We start from the raw sequence: 18633 nt of genomic DNA, 5'->3' as shown, positions 1-18633 counted from the left end.
TCGTCTAAATGTCGCGTAATCCCACAAACCACTGAACGAACGCTGTCTAGGCAGCTTAGAAATTGACCACGCTTGCGCAGACATCCAAAGCTGCCCGTGTGCCGCCACCAGCAGCTTGTTCAATCGTAAGTTTCCAGTTAAACCGATCGCAGATCCGGCCAATCAGAAATAGACCCAAACCTTGTCCCCGGATCGGCGCCGATTGGCGCAGGGTTTCGCGATAGCGGCGTGCCGCCTCAATCGGGTTGAATCCGCTTCCCGAATCAGTGACGGAGATCATGCAGGCCCGCAAGGAGAGTTCGATCTCGCCATCTTCCGTGCTTTCCACGGCATTGCGGATCAAGTTGCTGACCGCGATGCGCACCATCGCCTCAGGTGCGGCAATGAAAGTGGGCTCCATATCGCCAAGGCGCAGCTTGGCCGGCTTATCGCCTAAAAGGTGCTCATGGTCGGCCAGCAAACGAGGCAGCAAGTCATGGAGCACTGTGATTTCCATCGGCTCAGGCCCCGATGAAGGTTCGCGGGCCAGATACAGCAGAGCCACCATGGTTTCCGAAAGGTCCTCCACCGCGTGCTCAATGCGCCCGAGGACGGGCTTGGAGGCCTCAGGAAGAGAAATCTGCTTGAGCACGTCCACCGCTCCGGCAATCACGGCGATCGGTGTCCGAAACTCATGGCTCGCTTGATCCAACAAGCTGCGTTCGCGCTCGATGAACTGCTCCACTCGCTCCAAGTGCGCATTACTAGCCTGGGCGATCAGCTGGATTTCTTCCCGCGGATAGGTCGTGGGAAGACGAGCACCCGGAGCGCCCGGCACGATGGTTTGCATGCGCTGGGCCAAGTCCCGCACGGGCCTGACAAGATTGAGATGAAGCCAGAAAATCAACCCGCCAATAAAAAGGACCAGGAACCCTGCCCAGAGCACACCAGTCAATGCATCCTTATTCTGTTGATCCTCAAGCTGCGCTACGTCGATGATCGTTATGAGTCGGCCCGGAGGCAGGTCGGCGATGAGGGCGTGAAAACTTCCATGGTCCTCGAACGCATCATTCTGTGTGAATGTGGTCTCGCCGGTAAAAAAGGAAGTCAGAGTGTAGCCAGCCTCGGTCGAATACAGCCCCGGGGAAAGATCAGCCAGATAGTCGGGTGCCTGCGACGCACCCTGCTTGTTCTCGACATACCAGGATCGAATGATTCCAGTACTGGGGAGGGAGTCTTTTTGTCCCGCTCGCACGCGCGCTGCATATTCAGCCGAAGTTTCCTTGAGCAGATTTACCCAGAACTTGTGTTCAATCAGATGTTGGCTACTAAAGCTCTGGATGGTCAACGCCGCCATCATTGCCAATCCGAAGACGATGAGCGCCACACTGATCCACCAGTGGACACTACGCGGTTTGCTGATCAGGGTAGTGAGCTTACTCATCTTCGCAAATCCTGTAGCCAGAACCAGACACCGTATGGATTAGCGGTTTGTCGGATTCAAGATCAATGGCCCGGCGCAATACATACAGGTGCGAGCGCAACAAGTCGTTGCCCGGCACGCTGTCTCCCCACGCCGCCCGCTCCAAGCGTGCCCGGCTTACGACATGGGGACTTTCTCGCATCAAGACTTCGAGCAGGCGACGCCCAATGCGGGTGATGGGAATGCTCCGCTCCCCGCGACGCACCTGCACTTTTCTAATATCGAAATACAGATCTCCCACAGTGAGCACATCGTCTGGGGCTGCCGATTGTTTAAGGCGGTTGACCAACGAGCGCAATCGGATTTCAATCTCGGGCAAGGCCACTGGCTTGACGAGATAGTCGTCCAACCCTCCTTCGAAACCGTCGATCTTGTCTGCCAACTGATCCCGGGCGGTGAGCATGATGATCGGCACCTTCTTCTTCGCCTCTTGCCTCAACCGTCGCAGCACCGTGAGGCCATCGAGCCTGGGAAGGTTCCAATCCAGCAAGATAGCGTCGTAGTCCTTTGAGGAAGCCAGATGCAGCCCTGACAGTCCATCGGGCGCCGCATCCAGGTTATGTCCGCAAGCGGCCAGATAGTCGTACAGGTTCGCGGCGAGCTGGGCATTGTCTTCAATGATCAGGATGGACAAAGGTTCGTTATTCATGTGCTTGTCTTCCTCATAAGCTCAATCGCAGTTACTGCCGCAGACTGGAATAGCGCATAAGACCACGCACCTGGTTGACATAGTAATGCTGGCCATCACATGGCTAATGAGCACGATCGTCATCAGGCTGCTCACCGACACGTTTATGCCCATTTCTCAGAGCTGCCTATCGCCGAGGTCCGGTTGTCGTGCTTGAAACGGGCTTTCATCGATCCGACGGCATCATCGATATAGCTATAAGCCACGGGTATCACGAGCAAGCACAGCGCGGTCGAGGTAATAAGCCCACCGATCACCCCAATGGCCATGGGCGAGCGGAAGCTGGCGTCGGCGCCCAGACCCAACGCGATGGGCAGCATGCCCGCGCCCATGGCGATCGTGGTCATGATGATGGGCCGGGCGCGCTTGCGGCAGGCATCGATAATGCCTTCCAGCCGGTCCAGCCCATGATCCCGCCGCGCAATGATGATGTAGTCCACCAGCAAGATAGCGTTCTTGGTGGTGATGCCCATCAGCATAATCAGCCCGATCATGGAAGGCATCGACAATGAGGAACCAGTGATTTTCAACGCCAGGAAGGCGCCGGGCACCGAGAGCACCAGGGCCACCAGCACGGTCAGGGGCTGGGCAAAGTCTTTGAGCAAAAGCACCAGCACCATGTAGACGCACAAGACGCCCGAGAGCATGGCAATGGCAAAGCCGATAGCCAGCTCGCTCATGTTCTCGGCATCACCGGTCGACGTGATTTTGACCCCATTGGGAAGATTTTTCAGGCTCGGCAGGTCGTTGGCCGCCTTTTCCACGTCTCCCAAGGGTTGCCCACCATTGAGCTCCACGGTGAGATTGATGTTGCGTGTGCGGTCGTAGCGCGTGAGCTCAGAGGGACCGCTCAGAATTTGCAGATCTGCCACGCTTTCCAACGGCACCGGCCCGCGTGCACCCGGCACGGGCAAACGGCGCAGGGTTTCCAGATCATCCCGCCCTCGGTCGGCCAATCTCACCACGATGGGGATTTGCCGCTCACTGAGATTTAGCTTGGACAGCGCCTGACTGTAATCGCCTGAGGTAGCCACTCGCAGCGTTTCGGCAATGGCAGCAGAGCTCACCCCCAGATCCGCAGCGCGCGCGAAATCGGGCCGCACGATCAGCTCGGGCCGCACTAGGCTGGCCGAGGAGGTAACTGCGCCAATGCCTGGAAGGGTTCTGAGTTCTCGCTCCACGCGCGCGGCATGTTGGGCAAGTAAAACGCCGTCTTCCGAGCCCAACGACAACGAATAGCCCTCGCCCATACCGCCCATGCCGACACTGACCCTCGCGCCCGGCAATAAGGAGAGCGACTTCCGGAGTTGACCCTCAACGCCCTGGCGGTCCAGTCCACCGCGCTCACCTCGGGGCACCAAGTTCATGGTCAGCACCGCCGTCCCCACGCCCCCTGCGGACCCGGATTCACCCGGCCCGCCCGATGAACTGGAACTGCTACCGATGGCCGTGTAGACCGACAGCACATGGGGATTTTCAACGATGACGTTACGGGCAATCTCGGCCAAGGCGCGGGTGTCCGCCAAGGTGCTCCCCGGAGGCAAGGACAACGTTGCCTGGGTCTGATCACCATCATCTGCGGGAATAAACTCGCCTGGCAAGGTAAAGGCCAGGGCGATGCCAGCCACAATGAGCAGGCCTGCCGCAGCCATCGTCAGACCCCGGTGCTGCAAACACCACCGCACATATCCCAAGTAACTCTCAATCCAGCGCGGAGGCTTGGGCTTCTTCTCAGGCGCCTTCAACCTATAGGCGGCCATCGTAGGCGTGAGCATTCGCGCGACGACTAGGGAGAAGAACACTGCCACCGCCGCGGTCCAGCCAAACTGCACGAAATATTTCCCCACCATGCCGCTCATAAGTGAAGTGGGCAGGAAAACGGCAATCAGCGTAAAGGTCGTGGCAATCACGGCCAGGCCGATTTCATTGGCCGCCTCGGTGGATGCCTCCATGGGCGGCTTGCCCATGAGCAGATGCCGCTCGATATTCTCGATCTCTACGATCGCATCGTCCACCAGCACACCGATCACCAAGGACAAGGACAGCAGCGAGACGGTGTTGAGGGTAAACCCCATCAGATACATGACGGCGAAGGTGGGAATGGCAGACAGCGGAAGCGCCACCGCCGCAATGAAGGTGGCCCGCCAGTCGCGCAAGAAGAAGAACACCACGATGACGGCCAGCACCGCGCCTTCCAATAAAAGCATTATTGAGCCGTGGTAGTTGTCCACGATCGGGTCAATCGAGTTGACGGCTTCGGTGAACTCGATTTCCGGGTGCGCTGTTTTGAGCTCCTCCACAACCGCTTGGGCAGCTTCGGCCACATCGATCTCGCCTGCCCCCCTGGCGGGTATGACCTCAAAACCCACCGCAGACTTTCCATTGAACAGCGCCATCGATCTAGGCTCGGCGGTGGTATCGGAAACGGTGGCCACCTGATCCAGCCGGATCCTGCGTCCATCGCCCAACGAGATGTCCAAGGCGGCAATATTTTGCGCCGTTGCGACGGTAGCGATCGTGCGAACCGATTGCTCTCCCCCGCCCACTTCCACGCGCCCCCCGGAGGCTTCTTGCTGGAGTTCGGCAAGTTGCCTTGAGATATCCGCCGCCGTCGCATTCAGGGCCAGCAGCTGATCGGGATCCAGCTCAACCCGCACCTCCCGGTCCACACCGCCCATGCGCGAGACCGCGCCAATGCCTGACACTGCCAGCAAACGCTTGCGCACCTCATTGTCGATGAACCAAGAAAGCGCTTCCTCATCCCTGCGAACCGAGGTAATCGTGTAGGTCATGACCGGGGAATCGGCCAAGGTGCTTTTGGTGATCACCGGATCTCGCAGATCCGCAGGCAGGTCCGAGCGTGTGCTTGAGACCGCATCGCGCACGTCATCCATCGCCTCTTGCACCGACTTGTCGAGCAAGAATTCGGCCGTGATGGTCGCCGTGCCATCGGTCAGCGTGCTGCTGATGTGTTTGATCTTGGGGATATTGGAAAGTGCATCTTCGATCTTCCGCGCCACATCGCTCTCGATCTGGGGCGGCGAGGCACCCGGCAACTCAGCCGTGATGGTGATGATCGGAAAATCAATGTCCGGGAAGTTTTGCACTTTCATGGCGAAAAATCCGCCAATGCCGGCCACAGTCAGCAGGATGAAAAGCAAGATGACCGCCACTGGATTGTGGATGGACCAGGTGGAGACGTTGAGGTTCATGGCGCACTTCCGGCCTGCATTGCTCTAGCAGGTGCGCCTACTACGAGGGCGCGCACAACCTTGACCGTGTCCCCTTCGCTCAGGAAGCTCAGACCCGAAGCCACAATAGGCTCAGAAGCTTTAAGGCCACCGGTGATCTCCACGCGATCCTCCACCCGTCGGCCCACCGAAACTTTGGTCATTAAGACCTTTGCTTTGGGATCAAGGCGCATGACATAGCTAAATCCATCGCGAAGCAGCACGGCCTGCTGCGGCACCGTCAGTGCCTGGTCCTCACCCACTTCGAAAAAGCCTCGCGCGAAAGCGCCCGCTCGCACTTGGCTGTTGGCCGGAAGATCCACATACGCCAGGCCGTTATGGGTCTGGGTATCGATTGAGGGAGCCAACATTCGCAGGCGGCCTTGGAGTGGCGGCTGGCCATGAACGCTGATCTCGGCCACTTGGTCGGGCATCAGTTGGGGCATATCCGACATGGCAACGGTGGCCCGCCATTCCAGGCGACCCTCCTTGATCAGGCGGAACAATTCTTGTCCGCCGGGCATCACCGCGCCCACGGTGGCGGTGCGCGCGGTGATGATCCCATCGCTCGGCGCCAGCACACGTGTCTGCGCCAGTCGAAGGTGATGTCGTTGTGCAATGGCTTTGGCCGCGTCCAATCTCGCCCGTGCTGTCCTGGCCGCCACCACATACGCATTGATCTGCTGAGCGGACATCGCACCCGAGGCATCCAGCCCTCTTGCGCGCTCCGCATTGGCCTCGGCCTCCATCAGCTGTGCCTGGGCTTGGGCCACAGAGGCTTGGGCCTCGGCCAAATCGGCGGCGACCATCTCTGGCTTGAATACAGCCAGGACCTGTCCCCGGCGAACCCTGTCGCCCACATTGACCCTCACCTCAGTGAGCTGCAGGCCCTCGGCTTCGGTTCCCACGCTGGCCTCCTGCCAGGGGGCGATATTGCCAGTCGCCGGGATTCGCCTGGGAAGCATGGTGAGCTGCGCCCGTGTCATGACCACCGCCAACACTGGCGTTGCAGGCGCCTCCTCTTGAGCAGTGTCGCTCTCGCCTCCGAAATAAACTGCTGTCGGCACTCCGACCGCTAGGATCGCCGCCCCGATAAGAGCGATTCGACGTTGTTTCTTATCCACGTGTGTCCTTGGCCAGGGTCGCCGCGCGCCCTTTCATGGCGTGCGCGCCTTCGAGTCGCAGTCGATGATCGGCTTCGGATGTCGTGGAAATGTCGCGTCTTGCGGACGCGGCCCGCCTCAAGCGTGCAATGGCTGAACCGATCCTGAGAAGTTGGTGCTTGAGCGCCGACTTGGTCGACGTCGGCCCAAGTCAACGAAGGAAGCTTCGGCGAGGAAAAAATCGGGATCGATTCGGGAGACCTATTAATGCAGCCGTGTTCGGCCGTAAGCGCAACGTATCGGAGACCCAGAACGGGAGGCCGGATGTGGGCCATCGCATCGGGAAGTGCTGGGACCGGAAGTCTTTGAGGCCAAAGGTTCTTCTGCCACAGCAGCTCCTGGGGCGCTCAGGACGGACTGGCGCAGCCCCACCTGACACAGCTAGACTATGCAGGCACCTGGGGCGGTAGCTCAGCTGGGAGAGCGCCACGTTCGCATCGTGGAGGTCAGGGGTTCGATCCCCCTCCGCTCCACCATTAGGTGGTCCAGGGAAGTCCAAAGAAGCCGGAATCCTCAAAAAGGGGTTTCGGCTTTTTTATGCCCTGCGAGAATCCAAACCAGGGTTCCCTTCAGAACGAAAGCATGTAGCCCATCTTTCGCACGGCCGAGAGCGGCAATTCGTGGCCTGCCTTGGCTTCCACTTTTCGCCGAAGGCGGTGAATCAACATGTCCAATCGGCTAGGGTCGAAATCTTCGATGATCTCGTCCAATTCAGCGATCAGGTCTTCTCTGGGAACAGGTTTATCGGCGGACTCGAGCTTCTTCAAGACCGCCCGCTCAGGCATCGACAGCGCGATCACGCTGCCATTAGGCGCGACCAGTCGCCAGCCGCCGGCTTCGATCCGCCATCGTTCCGCCGGGGCGAATGCTTGAGTAAGAGGTCTGGTCGACATCCTGCGCGACAGGCTGTGAAGCGCGGTGGCCAACAACTCTACGTCCAGAGGCTTGGTGAAATAAACGTCGGCACCTTCGGCCAATCCACGGATATGGTCGGCTTGGGATTCGCGGCCGGTCAACATGATGATCCCCGCATTCGTGATTTCGCGCAGGTGTTTGGCTACGGTGAAGCCATCGTCGTCCGGGAGTCCGACATCCAGCACTATCAATGCGCACGAATTGCTCACCAGCCATTTGTAGAGCTCCACGGCGCTCCCCACGCCGACGGGCTCGAAGCCGAAGCGCCGCAAGCCCGGAAGAAGAACCTTATCGCGCAACTCCACATCGTCTTCGACGACGAGAACGCGTTCGAGTTCCGATTTAATCACCGGAACATCCTTCGACTTTCCGCATGATTCTCCCGTCATTGAGGTTGAAGACGGCATCACGACCCGGGATGCCAGTAGGTAGGAATGCGCGTTTCCTTTAACGCAAACTTTATACTAATGAAAGTAGATCGATATAAAAATAGTGCAAACTATTTAGAAATGCTCGCTTTCACCGTACGCAAGAGGCGCTCTATGCGTTGAATTTCGCACGGCGTCACAAATGGATTGAAATATTTGCTTGCAATTGTTGTCTATCGACATTTCCCATTCCGGGCGGATCGAGAACTATGGAGCTTCGTGGCTATCCACGCCTAGTCGCGATCTTTCTGATCGCGGCAAGCGTGTTGTTCATTGGCGCCAGTTATTGGCACTACGGGCTCAAGGCCCAGGCACTGTTGCAGCTAAGCCACATGATTCCGCTGCTGTTCGCCGGCTTGATGCTGGGCAGGCGAGCGGTATGGCTGACAGCGACGGCGAGCATTTGCGCGATCTTGATGGGCGCGGCAGCCGATCTGCGCAGCGCCGGAGCGGGCTTAAGCGAAAGCTTCACGGACGTGACCCAGCCCGCATTGGCATGCCTGATCATCGCGCTGATCTTGGACCGCCTGATCGCCAAATCCAATCATGCCGATCAACGCAGCCGGGACCTGGATTTGGTCTGCGATGAGTTGGAGACGGAGATCCGCGCCAAGGAACAGAAACAGGCGCAGCTGATCCATTCGCAGAAAATGGATGCCTTGGGCCAGTTGGCGGGAGGGATAGCGCACGACTTCAACAACTTGCTGAGCGTCATCCTCGGCTATGCCACCGACCCTTTGAATATAGTCAGGTCGGAGCAGGCTATAGACAACTTGGAAGCGATCGAAAACGCCGCGCGTCGCGGTGGCGAGGTTACCCGGCGACTGCTTTCCCTGAGCCGCACTCCCGGCCCCATTACTACTTTCGATGCCGGCGCGGCTCTGAACGAATTGGCACCGCTGCTGCGGTCGCTGTTCAACAAGAGAACCCGCGTGCTCCTCGATATTCCGGCGGGAGCCTTCCCCGTCCACATGGACAGGCATGAGTTCGACTTGGCGGTCCTCAACATCGCAAGCAATGCGCGCGATGCCATGCCCGAGAAAGGGGCATTCAAGTTGGTTATCGACAAGCGCGAAACGCACATCGTAGTGACGCTTGCCGACACCGGGCACGGCATGCTGGCGGAAGTTCGCGAACGGATTTTCGAGCCTTTCTATACCACCAAGCCGGAAGGCTTAGGCACGGGAATCGGGATGGCTGTGGTTTATCAATCGATCACCGAAGCGGGGGGAGCCGTCAGGGTGGAAAACAGCGATCGCAACGGCACAACCATCGTCATAGAACTACCCGAGGCCGGACAAGACGATCCTCCGGCGCCGGGCAACGATGGGCTAGCCGCGCTGACTTCTTCCGGTGATGCGGCTCAGGCGCTCGTTATGCCTGCTGGATGACTTGTATTCACGTGTGCGCCATATCACCGTCAGCAAGGCCAGCAACGCAATCAAGGGCCAAAGCCATTGGCGCTGATACCACGGAATAGGGCGTGAAATCCGCAGCGTCGCCGATGGCGACCAAGTTCCGCCGCGATTCCGTGCTTGCACTTCGAATAAATGTTCGCCCCAAGGCATATTCTGGAAAATGATGCTCCGGATCGAGCCGGCATTGGTCCACTTCGAATCGACGCCCGACATGCGATAACGAAAGCTGAGTTGATCCGGGCTGGTGAGATTAATGGCGGTATATTCGATCTCCAGAAGCGAGACCGAAGTGCCAAGCACGACCATTTTAAGCGGATCGTGTTTCAAGCCGGCGCTTGTGACCCGTTCTATGTGCACTTCCGGTTGAAGCGTTGAAGCCTCGACAAAGTTGGCGGGATCGATCTCGGCGAATCCTTTCACCAGTGCAAACCAAAGGTGTCCTTTCTCATCTTGGTAACAGGAGGATTGTGTTCCGCCATTGAGTTCGAACGAAACCGATCCGGAACTGACGGTGAAGGGTATGGTTTCGAACTTGCCGCCCTGTTGCGCCGCTTTCGGTAGAACGGAAATGCCGCGATTGCCGCCGAGCCACATCTGCCCCGTCCGGTCGGCGAGGATGCAGGACACGGTATCGTCGAACAAACCGTTGCTCTCGTCGTAGCGGGTAATCCTGCCGTTTTCGATCCGGTTCAGGCCGCCGCCATAAGTGCCGATCCACACCACACCGCGACTGTCTTCGTACAGGGAGCGGGCGAAACGGCTCGACAAGCCCTGCTCGGGCGTCCAGCGCTCTACGACGCGATCCTTATCCAGACGCACTGCCCCGTGGTCCCCTACAAACCACACACCTCCCTTGCGGGCCGTGACCATTTTCCGGACGATAAGGCCTTCCAATGCCGCAACAGGTTGCGACAGAGCGAACGCCCCGGCGTCCGTTTTGCGGACTTTGAAGGTATGACCATCGGCGGCCAGCCAGTATTCACCGTCGTCTGACTGCCAGATCTGTAGATTGAACAGATCCGGCCCCAGCGTGACCGTCTCCTTCGCCCCTTCGACGACCCGCAGCAATCCGGCGTACGCGGTACCTATCCATAAATTGCCATCGGTGTCGTGCAGCAAGCTGGTGATGCATTCGTTTTTACTTACCAGGGAGGCGCGCGGCGTTTCATAGATTCCGTCTTCGAGGCGATGACGAATACCGCCGCAGGCAAAACCGAGCCAAGTACCGCCCATGCCGTCGCCGGCCACCGCCCTTGCCGCCCCTCCATACAGCAAAAGAGTGTCGACATTGTTGCGGAGCATCGCCTTACTGGTTCGCACGCTCCACAAGCCTTTTCCGCTGCCTATCCAGAGGACGCCGCTGCGATCGCGCCAGAACGCGTTGACCAGCATCGCGGGGAGGCCCGGTAAAGGGCGCAATTCACCCGAAGGATCGGCACGCAACAGTTTCCCCGATTGGGTGGATATCCAAAGAAGTCCGTCCGGGGATTCCAATAAATGCAGGATCGGCTCGACAGTCTTCAGCGTCCACGAAGCCTGTGAGGGATCGAATCGATAAAGTCCGGCATCGGTCTCAACCCAGATAGATTCCCCGATCGCAGCCATCTGTCCCGCCCGAGCGACGCCGTGCGGGAGCGGAACGGGGACGATGTCTTCGCCGACCACCACTTCCATGGGTTTTCCCGGCCCGGTCAAGTAGGCACGACCATCTTTCGCGATCGCGATATCGCCATAAACCCCGGCTGTTTGGCCCTTGATGAGCGTTGCCCGAAGCGTATTCGTCGCTATGCGATATAGACCCGCGTCGGTGGCCGCCCATAGGGTTCCGGCGACCTGCGGCGAGAGCGCGCGCACCCCGCAGGTTCCTCCACAAATCGGAAGCTGTTGGAAGCGTCCGTGATCGTAGAGGCTCAAGCCGCCGTCTTCGGTACCGATCCAAATACGGCCGTCGGCATCTTCGCGTAGCGCCATGATGCGGTCGCTGCCGGGGCCGCCCCTATTCAACGGATCCCGTTGCGCGGGATCCCCGCGAACCGCACGCAGCAGGGTGAACTTATCGCCATCGAAGCGCATCAATCCGCCGAACGTTCCGATCCACAAATACCCGTCCCGGCCCTGCAAAAGCGCGCTGACGTCGTTCTGCGAGAAGCCGTCTTCGGGCCCGTAGTTGCGGATAATGTTCTGGTATTCGGCAGTCGGTGCCGTTTCCGTGGTCGAGGCCAGACTGTTGGCGCATAGCAAAATGGATACGAGCACGATCCGAGGGACCCAGCGAAGGCGAGCGACCTCAAGAATCATGCCTTGCATCGAAAGCGGCCGTTCGCAACGATTGCTCCCGGCCATCAGCCGTCACTCGAAGGAATCATGCCAATCGACTTCAGCCACACTTCGGCCAGCCGCGGCCATTCGGTGATCGGGAACTTCGATCGGCGCAGGCCGAACGCATGGCCGCCTTCTGCGTAGAGATGCATCTCGGCAGGCGCTCCGGCTTTCCGCAATGCCGCGTAGTACACCAGCGACTGATTCACGCCGTCCGTGTAGTCGTCTTGCGCCTGCAGCAGGAAGGTGGGCGGAGTATCGCGGGAGACCGGAACGTTCGGGTTCAACTTGTCGTCGTTGGTTGCAAGGCGCCCCGGATAAATGGCAACAGCGAAGTCCGGTCGGGCGCTTTCCTTATCCGCCGCATCCACGGCCCGATACAGGCGGTTCTTGAACCGCGTGCTGGTCTCTGCCACCAGATAGCCGCCTGCCGAGAAGCCCACCACTCCCACCTTGTGCGGATCGATGTGCCATTCCTTGGCGTGGAATCGCACTAGTCCAATTGCTCTCTGCGCGTCTTGCAAGGCCAGGGTGGACTCCGTGTAGAGGTTCGGATAGCACTCGCATTGCCAACGGTAAGGTGCGCTTGGGACGCGGTACTTCAATAGCACGCAGGTAATTCCCTGGCCGTTCAACCAGTCGCAGATCTCGGTGCCTTCGAGGTCCATGGCCAATACCTGGAAGCCGCCGCCAGGAAACACCACGGCGGCCGCTCCCGTATTATTTTCCTTGGGCGCGTAGACCGTAATGGTAGGTCGGGTCACATTGGTAGTCGCCTTCCACGGCCTGCCTGCGACCATAGGATCCGTTCTGGACGTCTCGATTTCAGGGCTCGGGACGGGCTGGGCATCCGGTGGCGTTCCAGGCCACAACGGCAGTTGAGTGTGTCCGTCGGCAGGTTGCCAGACCACTGATTGCGCATGCGCACTTCCGCTCATGCCCAGCAGAAATAAAACAGTTAGCCACGCCCTCACAGCCCATCCCCTGCGGACAATCGCGCCCGCGTCACTGAGGAATAACACTAGCAGAACCGGTCCTGCTTGCGGATGCAGAATCGCGCGTTCGATGGCTGAGGTAATCTTCCGTGCGCTGATGCGAATCGTGGCAAGAAAACGAAAATATCAGCGGCTCCGGTGCTCTGGCTTTGCCCCCTTTGATAAAGGGGGCTACGGGGGATTTGCTCTTGATCTTGCTTCTAAAAGCAACAGGCAAAAGCAAAAGCAAATCCCCCTCGCCCCCCCTTTTTCAAAGGGGAGGCAAAAAGGCTCGCTCTCCTGATCATTCCAGGAGGGACGTCTACTGGAAGGGGCATCGGTCAATGCGTCGATCTTCGCTGGCAGGCGAGGCGACCGCCGTGGCCCGTTGGTTTCTGGCGGAGGTAAATTCGTCCCACGATGTCGTCACGCCGGATTAACTCCAATAAGACGTGATACTCACTCGGGGCCGCCTAACCTGAATTCCCAATTGCAGGCCGCTGCCATGCTGCAAACCGCGACGATTCTGTTGGCGATTACCGCTTTGGGCGGTTTGCTCATGGCGACCATTCGCTTCACCACCAAACATAATCCACCCGCCTGGCTAGCGATGCTGCATGGCCTGCTGGCTGCGTCGGGCTTGACGCTGCTGCTCTATGCGATCTGCACGCAGCCTGTTCCGGCGATGGCGACGCTGGCGTTGGCGCTGTTCCTATTGGCGGCCGCAGGCGGCGCGGTGATGAGTCTTGCGTACAAGTGGCGACAACGCCTATTGCCGGCTTGGCTGGTCGTCGCCCACGCCATCGCGGCGGTCACCGCGTTTGTGTTGTTGCTGATGGCGGCATTCGGCCAGGCGTAACCGGCATATGGGTGGGAGCTAATCTAGGTGGGGAGCTTGGTGCGATAGCAAGCTCCCTTCGGATCAGCGCAAGCTGTAACCGGAGACCCGCCAGGTCTGGTCGCTGTCCAGATGGAACGACACCAGCTCGCGCACCGGCTGCGGCGAGTTGGCGAACTTGGTGGCGTAGACCACATTGACGTAGTTGCCGGCCGGTACCTCCGCGCCCGCCGGATAAACAGCGCGAGTGACCGCCACCTGTTTACGCTCGGCGACGACGCCGACTTTTTGCCGGTCCAGCGAGACCTGCTTGACGAACTCAGCCTGGTTGGTCGCTGCTTTGGCCACCGGAGAGGCGCCCGCCCAGACTTCTGCGGTCTTGTTCTGGTCCACCATTTGCACCACCTGCGCCGCGGCCTTGGTCATCTCGGCATCCTGGCGTGCGACCTGGGCCTGCTGTTCGGGCGTCAGTTGCTGCTGCTGAGTGACCTGCGGCTTCGGGGCGGGCGCACGCGCCGGTTGTGCCGTCTGCTGCGCGCTAGCGACACCGGCGAATGCCAGCAGCAGCGAAGCGAGTGCGAACCTGGAAGTCTTCATACGCAATTCTCCAAATTAAGAACGTAGGTCGGGGCTACGCCCCCGACGCAGGAAATCCATCAATACATAGGTCGGGAATCGTAGCCCCGACCTACGTTGTTCACGGGCGGTCGCTAATCTAGGCCAGCGAACGCTATAGCACAGTCAAAAAATCTTCAGTGGGTCGTCGCGCTGGCATCGACCCGGATTTCGACCCGGCGATTCGGAGCCAAGCACGCGATCAATGCCGTACGCGCCTGGTCTTCGCAATCCTTGACCGGTTCGCTTTCGCCGCGTCCCTCGGCGGTAATGGCCGACGCCGTTACGCCGCGAGCGATCAGGAACTCGCGTACCGTCTGCGCGCGACGTTGCGACAGCAGCTGGTTGGCTGCATCGCTGCCGATCCTATCGGTATGGCCAACGACTTTGATCGATGCGTTGTCGGCTTCCTTGAGCTTGCCTGCGATGGCGGTCAGTTCTTCCTGCCCCCTGGGCAGAATGTCGTCGACACCGTATTTGGCGAACGCGAACAGCGCGTCGGCCGACAGACTGAAATTCCGTTCCTTGGCCTCGTCTGCCACCGGCGCCGCGTCCACCAGCAGATCGGCGCAGGAAGCCGGCGCCCAATGAAAGGTCTGGGCCAGATAGTCCTTGTCGTAGACGACTTTGTATTGGCAAGTGATGATCTGGCCGTTCTTGCGGAAGTGGAACAGGTAGTCCCACTCGCGCACGCCGGCATAGCCTTCGTGGAAATGCGGGCGACCCAGCAATTGGTAGAGCTGGTCCTTGGTCATGCCCGGTCCCACCAGGCGCAGATCGCCCAGGTTGGGAAACGTGCCGCCTTTCATCACGATATGCGCCGGGTCTGGGAAGACGACTTCGCCGGCGACGCCCTGCGGGCTGATATCGCGGCTGACATGGCGCGTGCCGCAGGCCGAAAGCAGAAGTGCGGCGCTTGCCGAGAGCAGCAGCGCGCGGGTGATTTTCAAGTTGTGTTTCATATGTATTCCCCTTGGAAGATGGTGGCGGCGGGATGCCCGATGCTGGAGGCGCGGGCCCTTCCGCGAAGGAAGGGCCCGCAAGCCGTTACCACTGGATGCCTGCACCGACGGAGAAGCCCCAATCGCGGGCGGTGTTGCCGCTGGCCTGCGCCTTGTAGACGTAGCGACCGTTCTCGGTGATGCCCGACAAGCCGAAGGCCATGCCGTATTCGCCCTGGTAGCCACCAAAGCCCACCGCTAGCATGCTCTTGCCCGGCAGGTACGCCTGCGGCAAGCCGGACATCGCCATCGCCGAGGAAGTCGCACCGCGGTAGTTGCGTTCCATCGTCCACACGTCGTTGTCCAAGTCGGCCAGGCGGCTGTCGGTGTATTGATTGGCCTGGGTGACGGCGGAGTTCACGCCCGCGGTGAGCTGGTTGACGTTGACCGCATCGGTCCCGGCGATGCCCGGCGCCACGCCGGTAATCGTGCGACCGCCCATGTTCACTTCGCCGGTCGAGTTGCTGCTGCCCACGTAAGCTGCGTTGTAGTTGGTTTGCGCGCCCACCGTGGTGGCCGAACCCGCGCCCAGCGCCACGCTGTTGCCGTGAGTGGCCGAGGCGTTGTTGCCCAAGGCGGTGCTGTTGGTGGCCGAGGCGGTGGAACCGGTACCGATCGCGGTGCTGTTGGTGCCGGTGGCATGGCTCTGGTTGCCCACCGCCAGTGCGTTGTTGCCGCTGGCGACCGCCCCGTTGCCGCCGGCAGAAGCATTGGTACCGGTCGGTAGCGGCTTGACGATCGGGCCTTCCTGGCTGACCTGGAACATGCCATCGGCGCCGTTCTGTACGGCGTTGATGTCGCCGGTGACGTTGTTCACCGTATCGGTCAGGTCGCTGATATCGCCCTGGATATCGACGATGTCGCCTTGGATGTCGGTGATATCGCCCTCGATGGTGGTGACACGGTTGTCCAGATTGGTGATGGCGTTGTTGAGGGCGGTGTTGTCGACGGTGATGCTGTTGATGCCGGCGTTCAGCTGGTCCACGTTGACTGCATCGGTGCCGGCGATACCCGGCGCCACACCGGTGATGGTGCGGCCGCCGACGTTCACTTCACCTGTGGAGTTGCTGCTACCCACATAGGCGGCGTTGTACCCGCTCTGCGCGCCGACGGTGGTGGCCGAACCCGCGCCCAGCGCGACGCTGTTGGCATGGGTGACGGTGGCGCCGGCACCCAGAGCCAGACCGTTGTCGGCGGCAACGTTGGCACCGCTGCCAAGAGCAGTGCTGTCGGTCCCGTTGACGACGGCGCCGTTGCCTTGGGCGATGGCGTTGTCGCCGGTAGCCGACGCGCCGGTACCCACCGCGATGCTATTGCTGCCGACAGCGGTCGCGCCATCGCCTGCGGCATAGCCGCCGTCGCCGCTGGCCACGGTGTTGGGGCCAATGGCTACCGCGTTCACGCCGCTGGCGACGGAATCCGGATCGGTCGAGTTGGCGTGGAAGTACATGATGCCGCCGCCGGAGACGATGCTGTTGATTGCTAAGTTGGTCGCATACAGCTGCGAACCGTTGATGGCATCCGTGCTGGTGGCGCTGATCTGGCCTGCTGCGACATTGGTGATCTGGCGCTCGTTGCCCGCGCTGCCCACGCTGACCACACCCACCGGGGCGATACCCTGGAAGTTGTAGGTCGTACCGCGGATGACGACGCTGGGGGTGGCGACCGCTGCGGAGGTCAGGGCACCGGCACCGAGAGCGACGCTGTTGGCGGTGCCTGCAGTTGCCCCGAGACCGACGGCTACGGAGGAATCTCCCGCTGCCGTCGCATTCACGCCTGTCGCCAGTGCGTTGAGGCCGGTGGCGCCGTCGTTGTTGTAGTTGCCGCCGACTAAGCCGTTGTCGTTGACGCTGTAGTAGTGCGTGGCGGTCGCGGCCACCGTATCGGCCACTGCTCTCAGCTGACGAATGTTGACCGCATCGGTGTCTTGCGTGCCGCCCGCCACATTGGTGATCTGGCGCTCTCTACCCGCCTGACCCACCGACACTGCGCCTTCGGTCGATGCGACGACCGCATTGGAGAACAGCTCAGTCGCGCCGCTCATGCCAACGCGGTCTGCAACCGCTGCGCGGCCAAGCGCCACGCCATTGAGTGCGGTGGCTTGGGAGCCGAAGCCCATGGCGACTCCACCTTCCGCGCTGGCGTTCGCCTGCCGTCCAATACCCACCGCAAAATTCCCCGTCGCGCTCGCCGATTGACCCAAGGCAACGGTCGAGAAGCCCGTCGACTGTGTGGCATCGCCAATCGCTATCGCGCCATTGCCGGCGGAATTGGATGCGCCGCCGATGGCGATACCCAGTCGCACAGAGGCGCTGCTTCCGACACCGATGGCGATGGTGTGCTGGGCTGTGGACGAGGTTCCCGTACCAAGCGCCACGGCGTTGACGCCAGTGGCGTTGGCCCCCGAACCCGCAGCAAAGCTGCTATCGCCGCTCGCGGTGGTATTCACGCCGGACGCTATGGCGTTGAGACCGGTGGCACCGTCGTTGTTGTAGTTGCCGCCCTGCACGCCGTTGTCGTTGACGCTGTAGTAATGGGTCGCCGAACCGTCCACCAGATTGGTGACCTGATCCAAGTTGACCGCGTCGCCGCCATTCACCGCGGGGCCTACGTTGGTGATGGTCGTATTGCCCGCATCGATGCCGATGTTGGTGATGCTGGGACCGCCGGTGATGAAGCTCACGCTGCCGTCGGTGATCAGCGTGTCGCCCACGGTAACGCTGGTGAAGTTGGGGTTGGCCACCACCCCAACGGTCATCGTACCGGTGGTGTCGTCATACGCGACGGTGGCATTGCTGCCCGCTGCCATCGTCAACGTTTCATTCGGCGCGATGTTGCCGGTGTTGGTGCCGTCGGTGATGTTCCAGCCGGCGTTGGCGACGTCGCCGATCGCTTCGACCGCCTGGTTGGTTGCAAACAGCTGCGAACCGTTAATCGCGTCGGTCGAGGTATTGGTGACTTGGCCGGCCGCCACGTTGGTGATTTGCCGCTCGGTGCCGACACCACCCACGCTGACCACGCTGGTCGGCCCGGTGCCTTGGAAGCTGTACGCCACGCCGTTGATCGTCGTGCCGGTAGTCGCTACCGCCGCTGCCGTTACCGAACCCGAACCCAGCGCCACATCGCCGACGCTGGTGCCCGCTACCGCGCCTGCACCGATTGCCGTGGCGTCGTTCTGGCTGGCTACTGCCCCGACGCCTGCGGCAAGCGCGTTGACGCCGGTGGCGCCGTTGTTGTTGTAGTTGCCGCCCTGCACGCCGTTGTCGTTGACGCTGTAGTAATGCGTCGCTACACCGTTCACGAGGTTGGTCACCTGGTCCAGGTTGACCGCATCGTCGCCATCGACCGCGGCCCCTACGTTGGTAATGGTCGTATTGCCAGCATCGATGCCGACGTTGGTGATGCTGGGACCGCCGCTGACGAAGCTCACGCTGCCGTCGGTGATCAGGGTGTCGCCCACGGTGACGCTGGTGAAGTTGGGGTTGGCCACCACGCCCACGGTCATGGTGCCGGTGGTGTCGTCATAGGCCACTGTGGCGTTGCTGCCCGCTGCCATCGTCAACGTTTCATTCGGCGCGATGT

The 18633-nt window shown here is 60.5% G+C and carries 13 protein-coding genes and 1 tRNA gene; 4 read left to right on the top strand and 10 right to left on the bottom strand.

All coding sequences use genetic code 11. From position 1 onward, the window contains the following. Window positions 1–55: 55 nt before the first annotated feature. The 4 genes from AC1DTQ_RS17595 to AC1DTQ_RS17580 form a co-directional block, all read right to left on the bottom strand. Window positions 56–1423 (bottom strand): sensor histidine kinase, encoded by a 1368-nt coding sequence (locus AC1DTQ_RS17595; protein WP_477851262.1) that lies wholly within the window; start codon window positions 1421–1423, stop codon window positions 56–58. Then, entirely contained in the window at window positions 1416–2096 is a 681-nt protein-coding gene (locus tag AC1DTQ_RS17590) for a response regulator transcription factor (protein WP_477851460.1), read from the bottom strand. The genes AC1DTQ_RS17595 and AC1DTQ_RS17590 overlap by 8 nt, the downstream gene beginning before the upstream one ends. Before the next feature lie 158 nt (window positions 2097–2254). Continuing rightward, the gene (locus AC1DTQ_RS17585; RefSeq protein ID WP_477851260.1) at window positions 2255–5362 is read right to left on the bottom strand and encodes an efflux RND transporter permease subunit; all 3108 of its coding nucleotides are present in this window, start codon (window positions 5360–5362) and stop codon (window positions 2255–2257) included. Beyond that, entirely contained in the window at window positions 5359–6504 is a 1146-nt protein-coding gene (locus AC1DTQ_RS17580; RefSeq protein WP_477851258.1) for an efflux RND transporter periplasmic adaptor subunit, read from the bottom strand. Before AC1DTQ_RS17580 ends, AC1DTQ_RS17585 begins: the two co-directional genes overlap by 4 nt. 439 nt (window positions 6505–6943) lie before the next feature. Between AC1DTQ_RS17580 and AC1DTQ_RS17575 the strand changes: the two genes are divergently transcribed. Next, a tRNA-Ala gene (locus AC1DTQ_RS17575) sits at window positions 6944–7019 on the top strand. 93 nt (window positions 7020–7112) lie between these two features. Here the strand turns inward: AC1DTQ_RS17575 and AC1DTQ_RS17570 are convergent. Further along, window positions 7113–7865, bottom strand: coding sequence for a response regulator transcription factor (locus tag AC1DTQ_RS17570; RefSeq protein ID WP_477851257.1), 753 nt, complete (start codon window positions 7863–7865; stop codon window positions 7113–7115). 230 nt (window positions 7866–8095) lie between these two features. Here AC1DTQ_RS17570 and AC1DTQ_RS17565 point away from each other — a divergent pair, with 230 nt between their 5' ends. Then, window positions 8096–9277 carry a sensor histidine kinase gene (locus AC1DTQ_RS17565; RefSeq protein WP_477851255.1) on the top strand — a complete coding sequence of 394 codons (1182 nt, stop codon included), beginning with the start codon at window positions 8096–8098 and terminating at the stop codon, window positions 9275–9277. On the opposite strand, the gene AC1DTQ_RS17560 is transcribed toward AC1DTQ_RS17565, so the two are convergent. Both AC1DTQ_RS17560 and AC1DTQ_RS17555 read right to left on the bottom strand, forming a co-directional pair. Further along, window positions 9218–11602, bottom strand: coding sequence for a ligand-binding sensor domain-containing protein (locus tag AC1DTQ_RS17560; RefSeq protein ID WP_477851254.1), 2385 nt, complete (start codon window positions 11600–11602; stop codon window positions 9218–9220). The two genes, AC1DTQ_RS17565 and AC1DTQ_RS17560, sit on opposite strands and share 60 nt — an antisense overlap. A gap of 44 nt (window positions 11603–11646) precedes the next feature. After that, entirely contained in the window at window positions 11647–12561 is a 915-nt protein-coding gene (locus AC1DTQ_RS17555) for an alpha/beta hydrolase (protein ID WP_477851459.1), read from the bottom strand. A gap of 127 nt (window positions 12562–12688) precedes the next feature. On the opposite strand from AC1DTQ_RS17555, the gene AC1DTQ_RS17550 reads away from it, so the two are divergent. Then, window positions 12689–12901: a hypothetical protein gene (locus AC1DTQ_RS17550; protein WP_477851252.1), complete on the top strand. Its 213-nt coding sequence runs from the start codon at window positions 12689–12691 to the stop codon at window positions 12899–12901. 201 nt (window positions 12902–13102) lie between these two features. Then, on the top strand, window positions 13103–13456 hold the full coding sequence (locus tag AC1DTQ_RS17545) for a hypothetical protein (RefSeq protein WP_477851250.1): 354 nt from the start codon (window positions 13103–13105) through the stop codon (window positions 13454–13456). A 63-nt stretch (window positions 13457–13519) separates the two neighbouring features. On the opposite strand, the gene AC1DTQ_RS17540 is transcribed toward AC1DTQ_RS17545, so the two are convergent. From AC1DTQ_RS17540 to AC1DTQ_RS17530, 3 genes are all read right to left on the bottom strand, one after another. After that, complete coding sequence (locus tag AC1DTQ_RS17540; RefSeq protein ID WP_477851248.1) at window positions 13520–14032, bottom strand: DUF4019 domain-containing protein; 513 nt, start codon at window positions 14030–14032, stop codon at window positions 13520–13522. 155 nt (window positions 14033–14187) lie between these two features. Beyond that, window positions 14188–15012: an OmpA family protein gene (locus AC1DTQ_RS17535; RefSeq protein WP_477851246.1), complete on the bottom strand. Its 825-nt coding sequence runs from the start codon at window positions 15010–15012 to the stop codon at window positions 14188–14190. Window positions 15013–15097: 85 nt separating this feature from the next. After that, the gene (locus tag AC1DTQ_RS17530; protein ID WP_477851244.1) at window positions 15098–18607 is read right to left on the bottom strand and encodes a YadA family autotransporter adhesin; all 3510 of its coding nucleotides are present in this window, start codon (window positions 18605–18607) and stop codon (window positions 15098–15100) included. Window positions 18608–18633 lie beyond the last annotated feature (26 nt).

The sequence above is a fragment of the Pseudoxanthomonas sp. P4_B2 genome, from assembly GCF_056402315.1.
The sequence above is the reverse complement of the archived record's forward strand: the minus strand, read 5'-3'. Positions and strand labels throughout refer to the sequence as shown.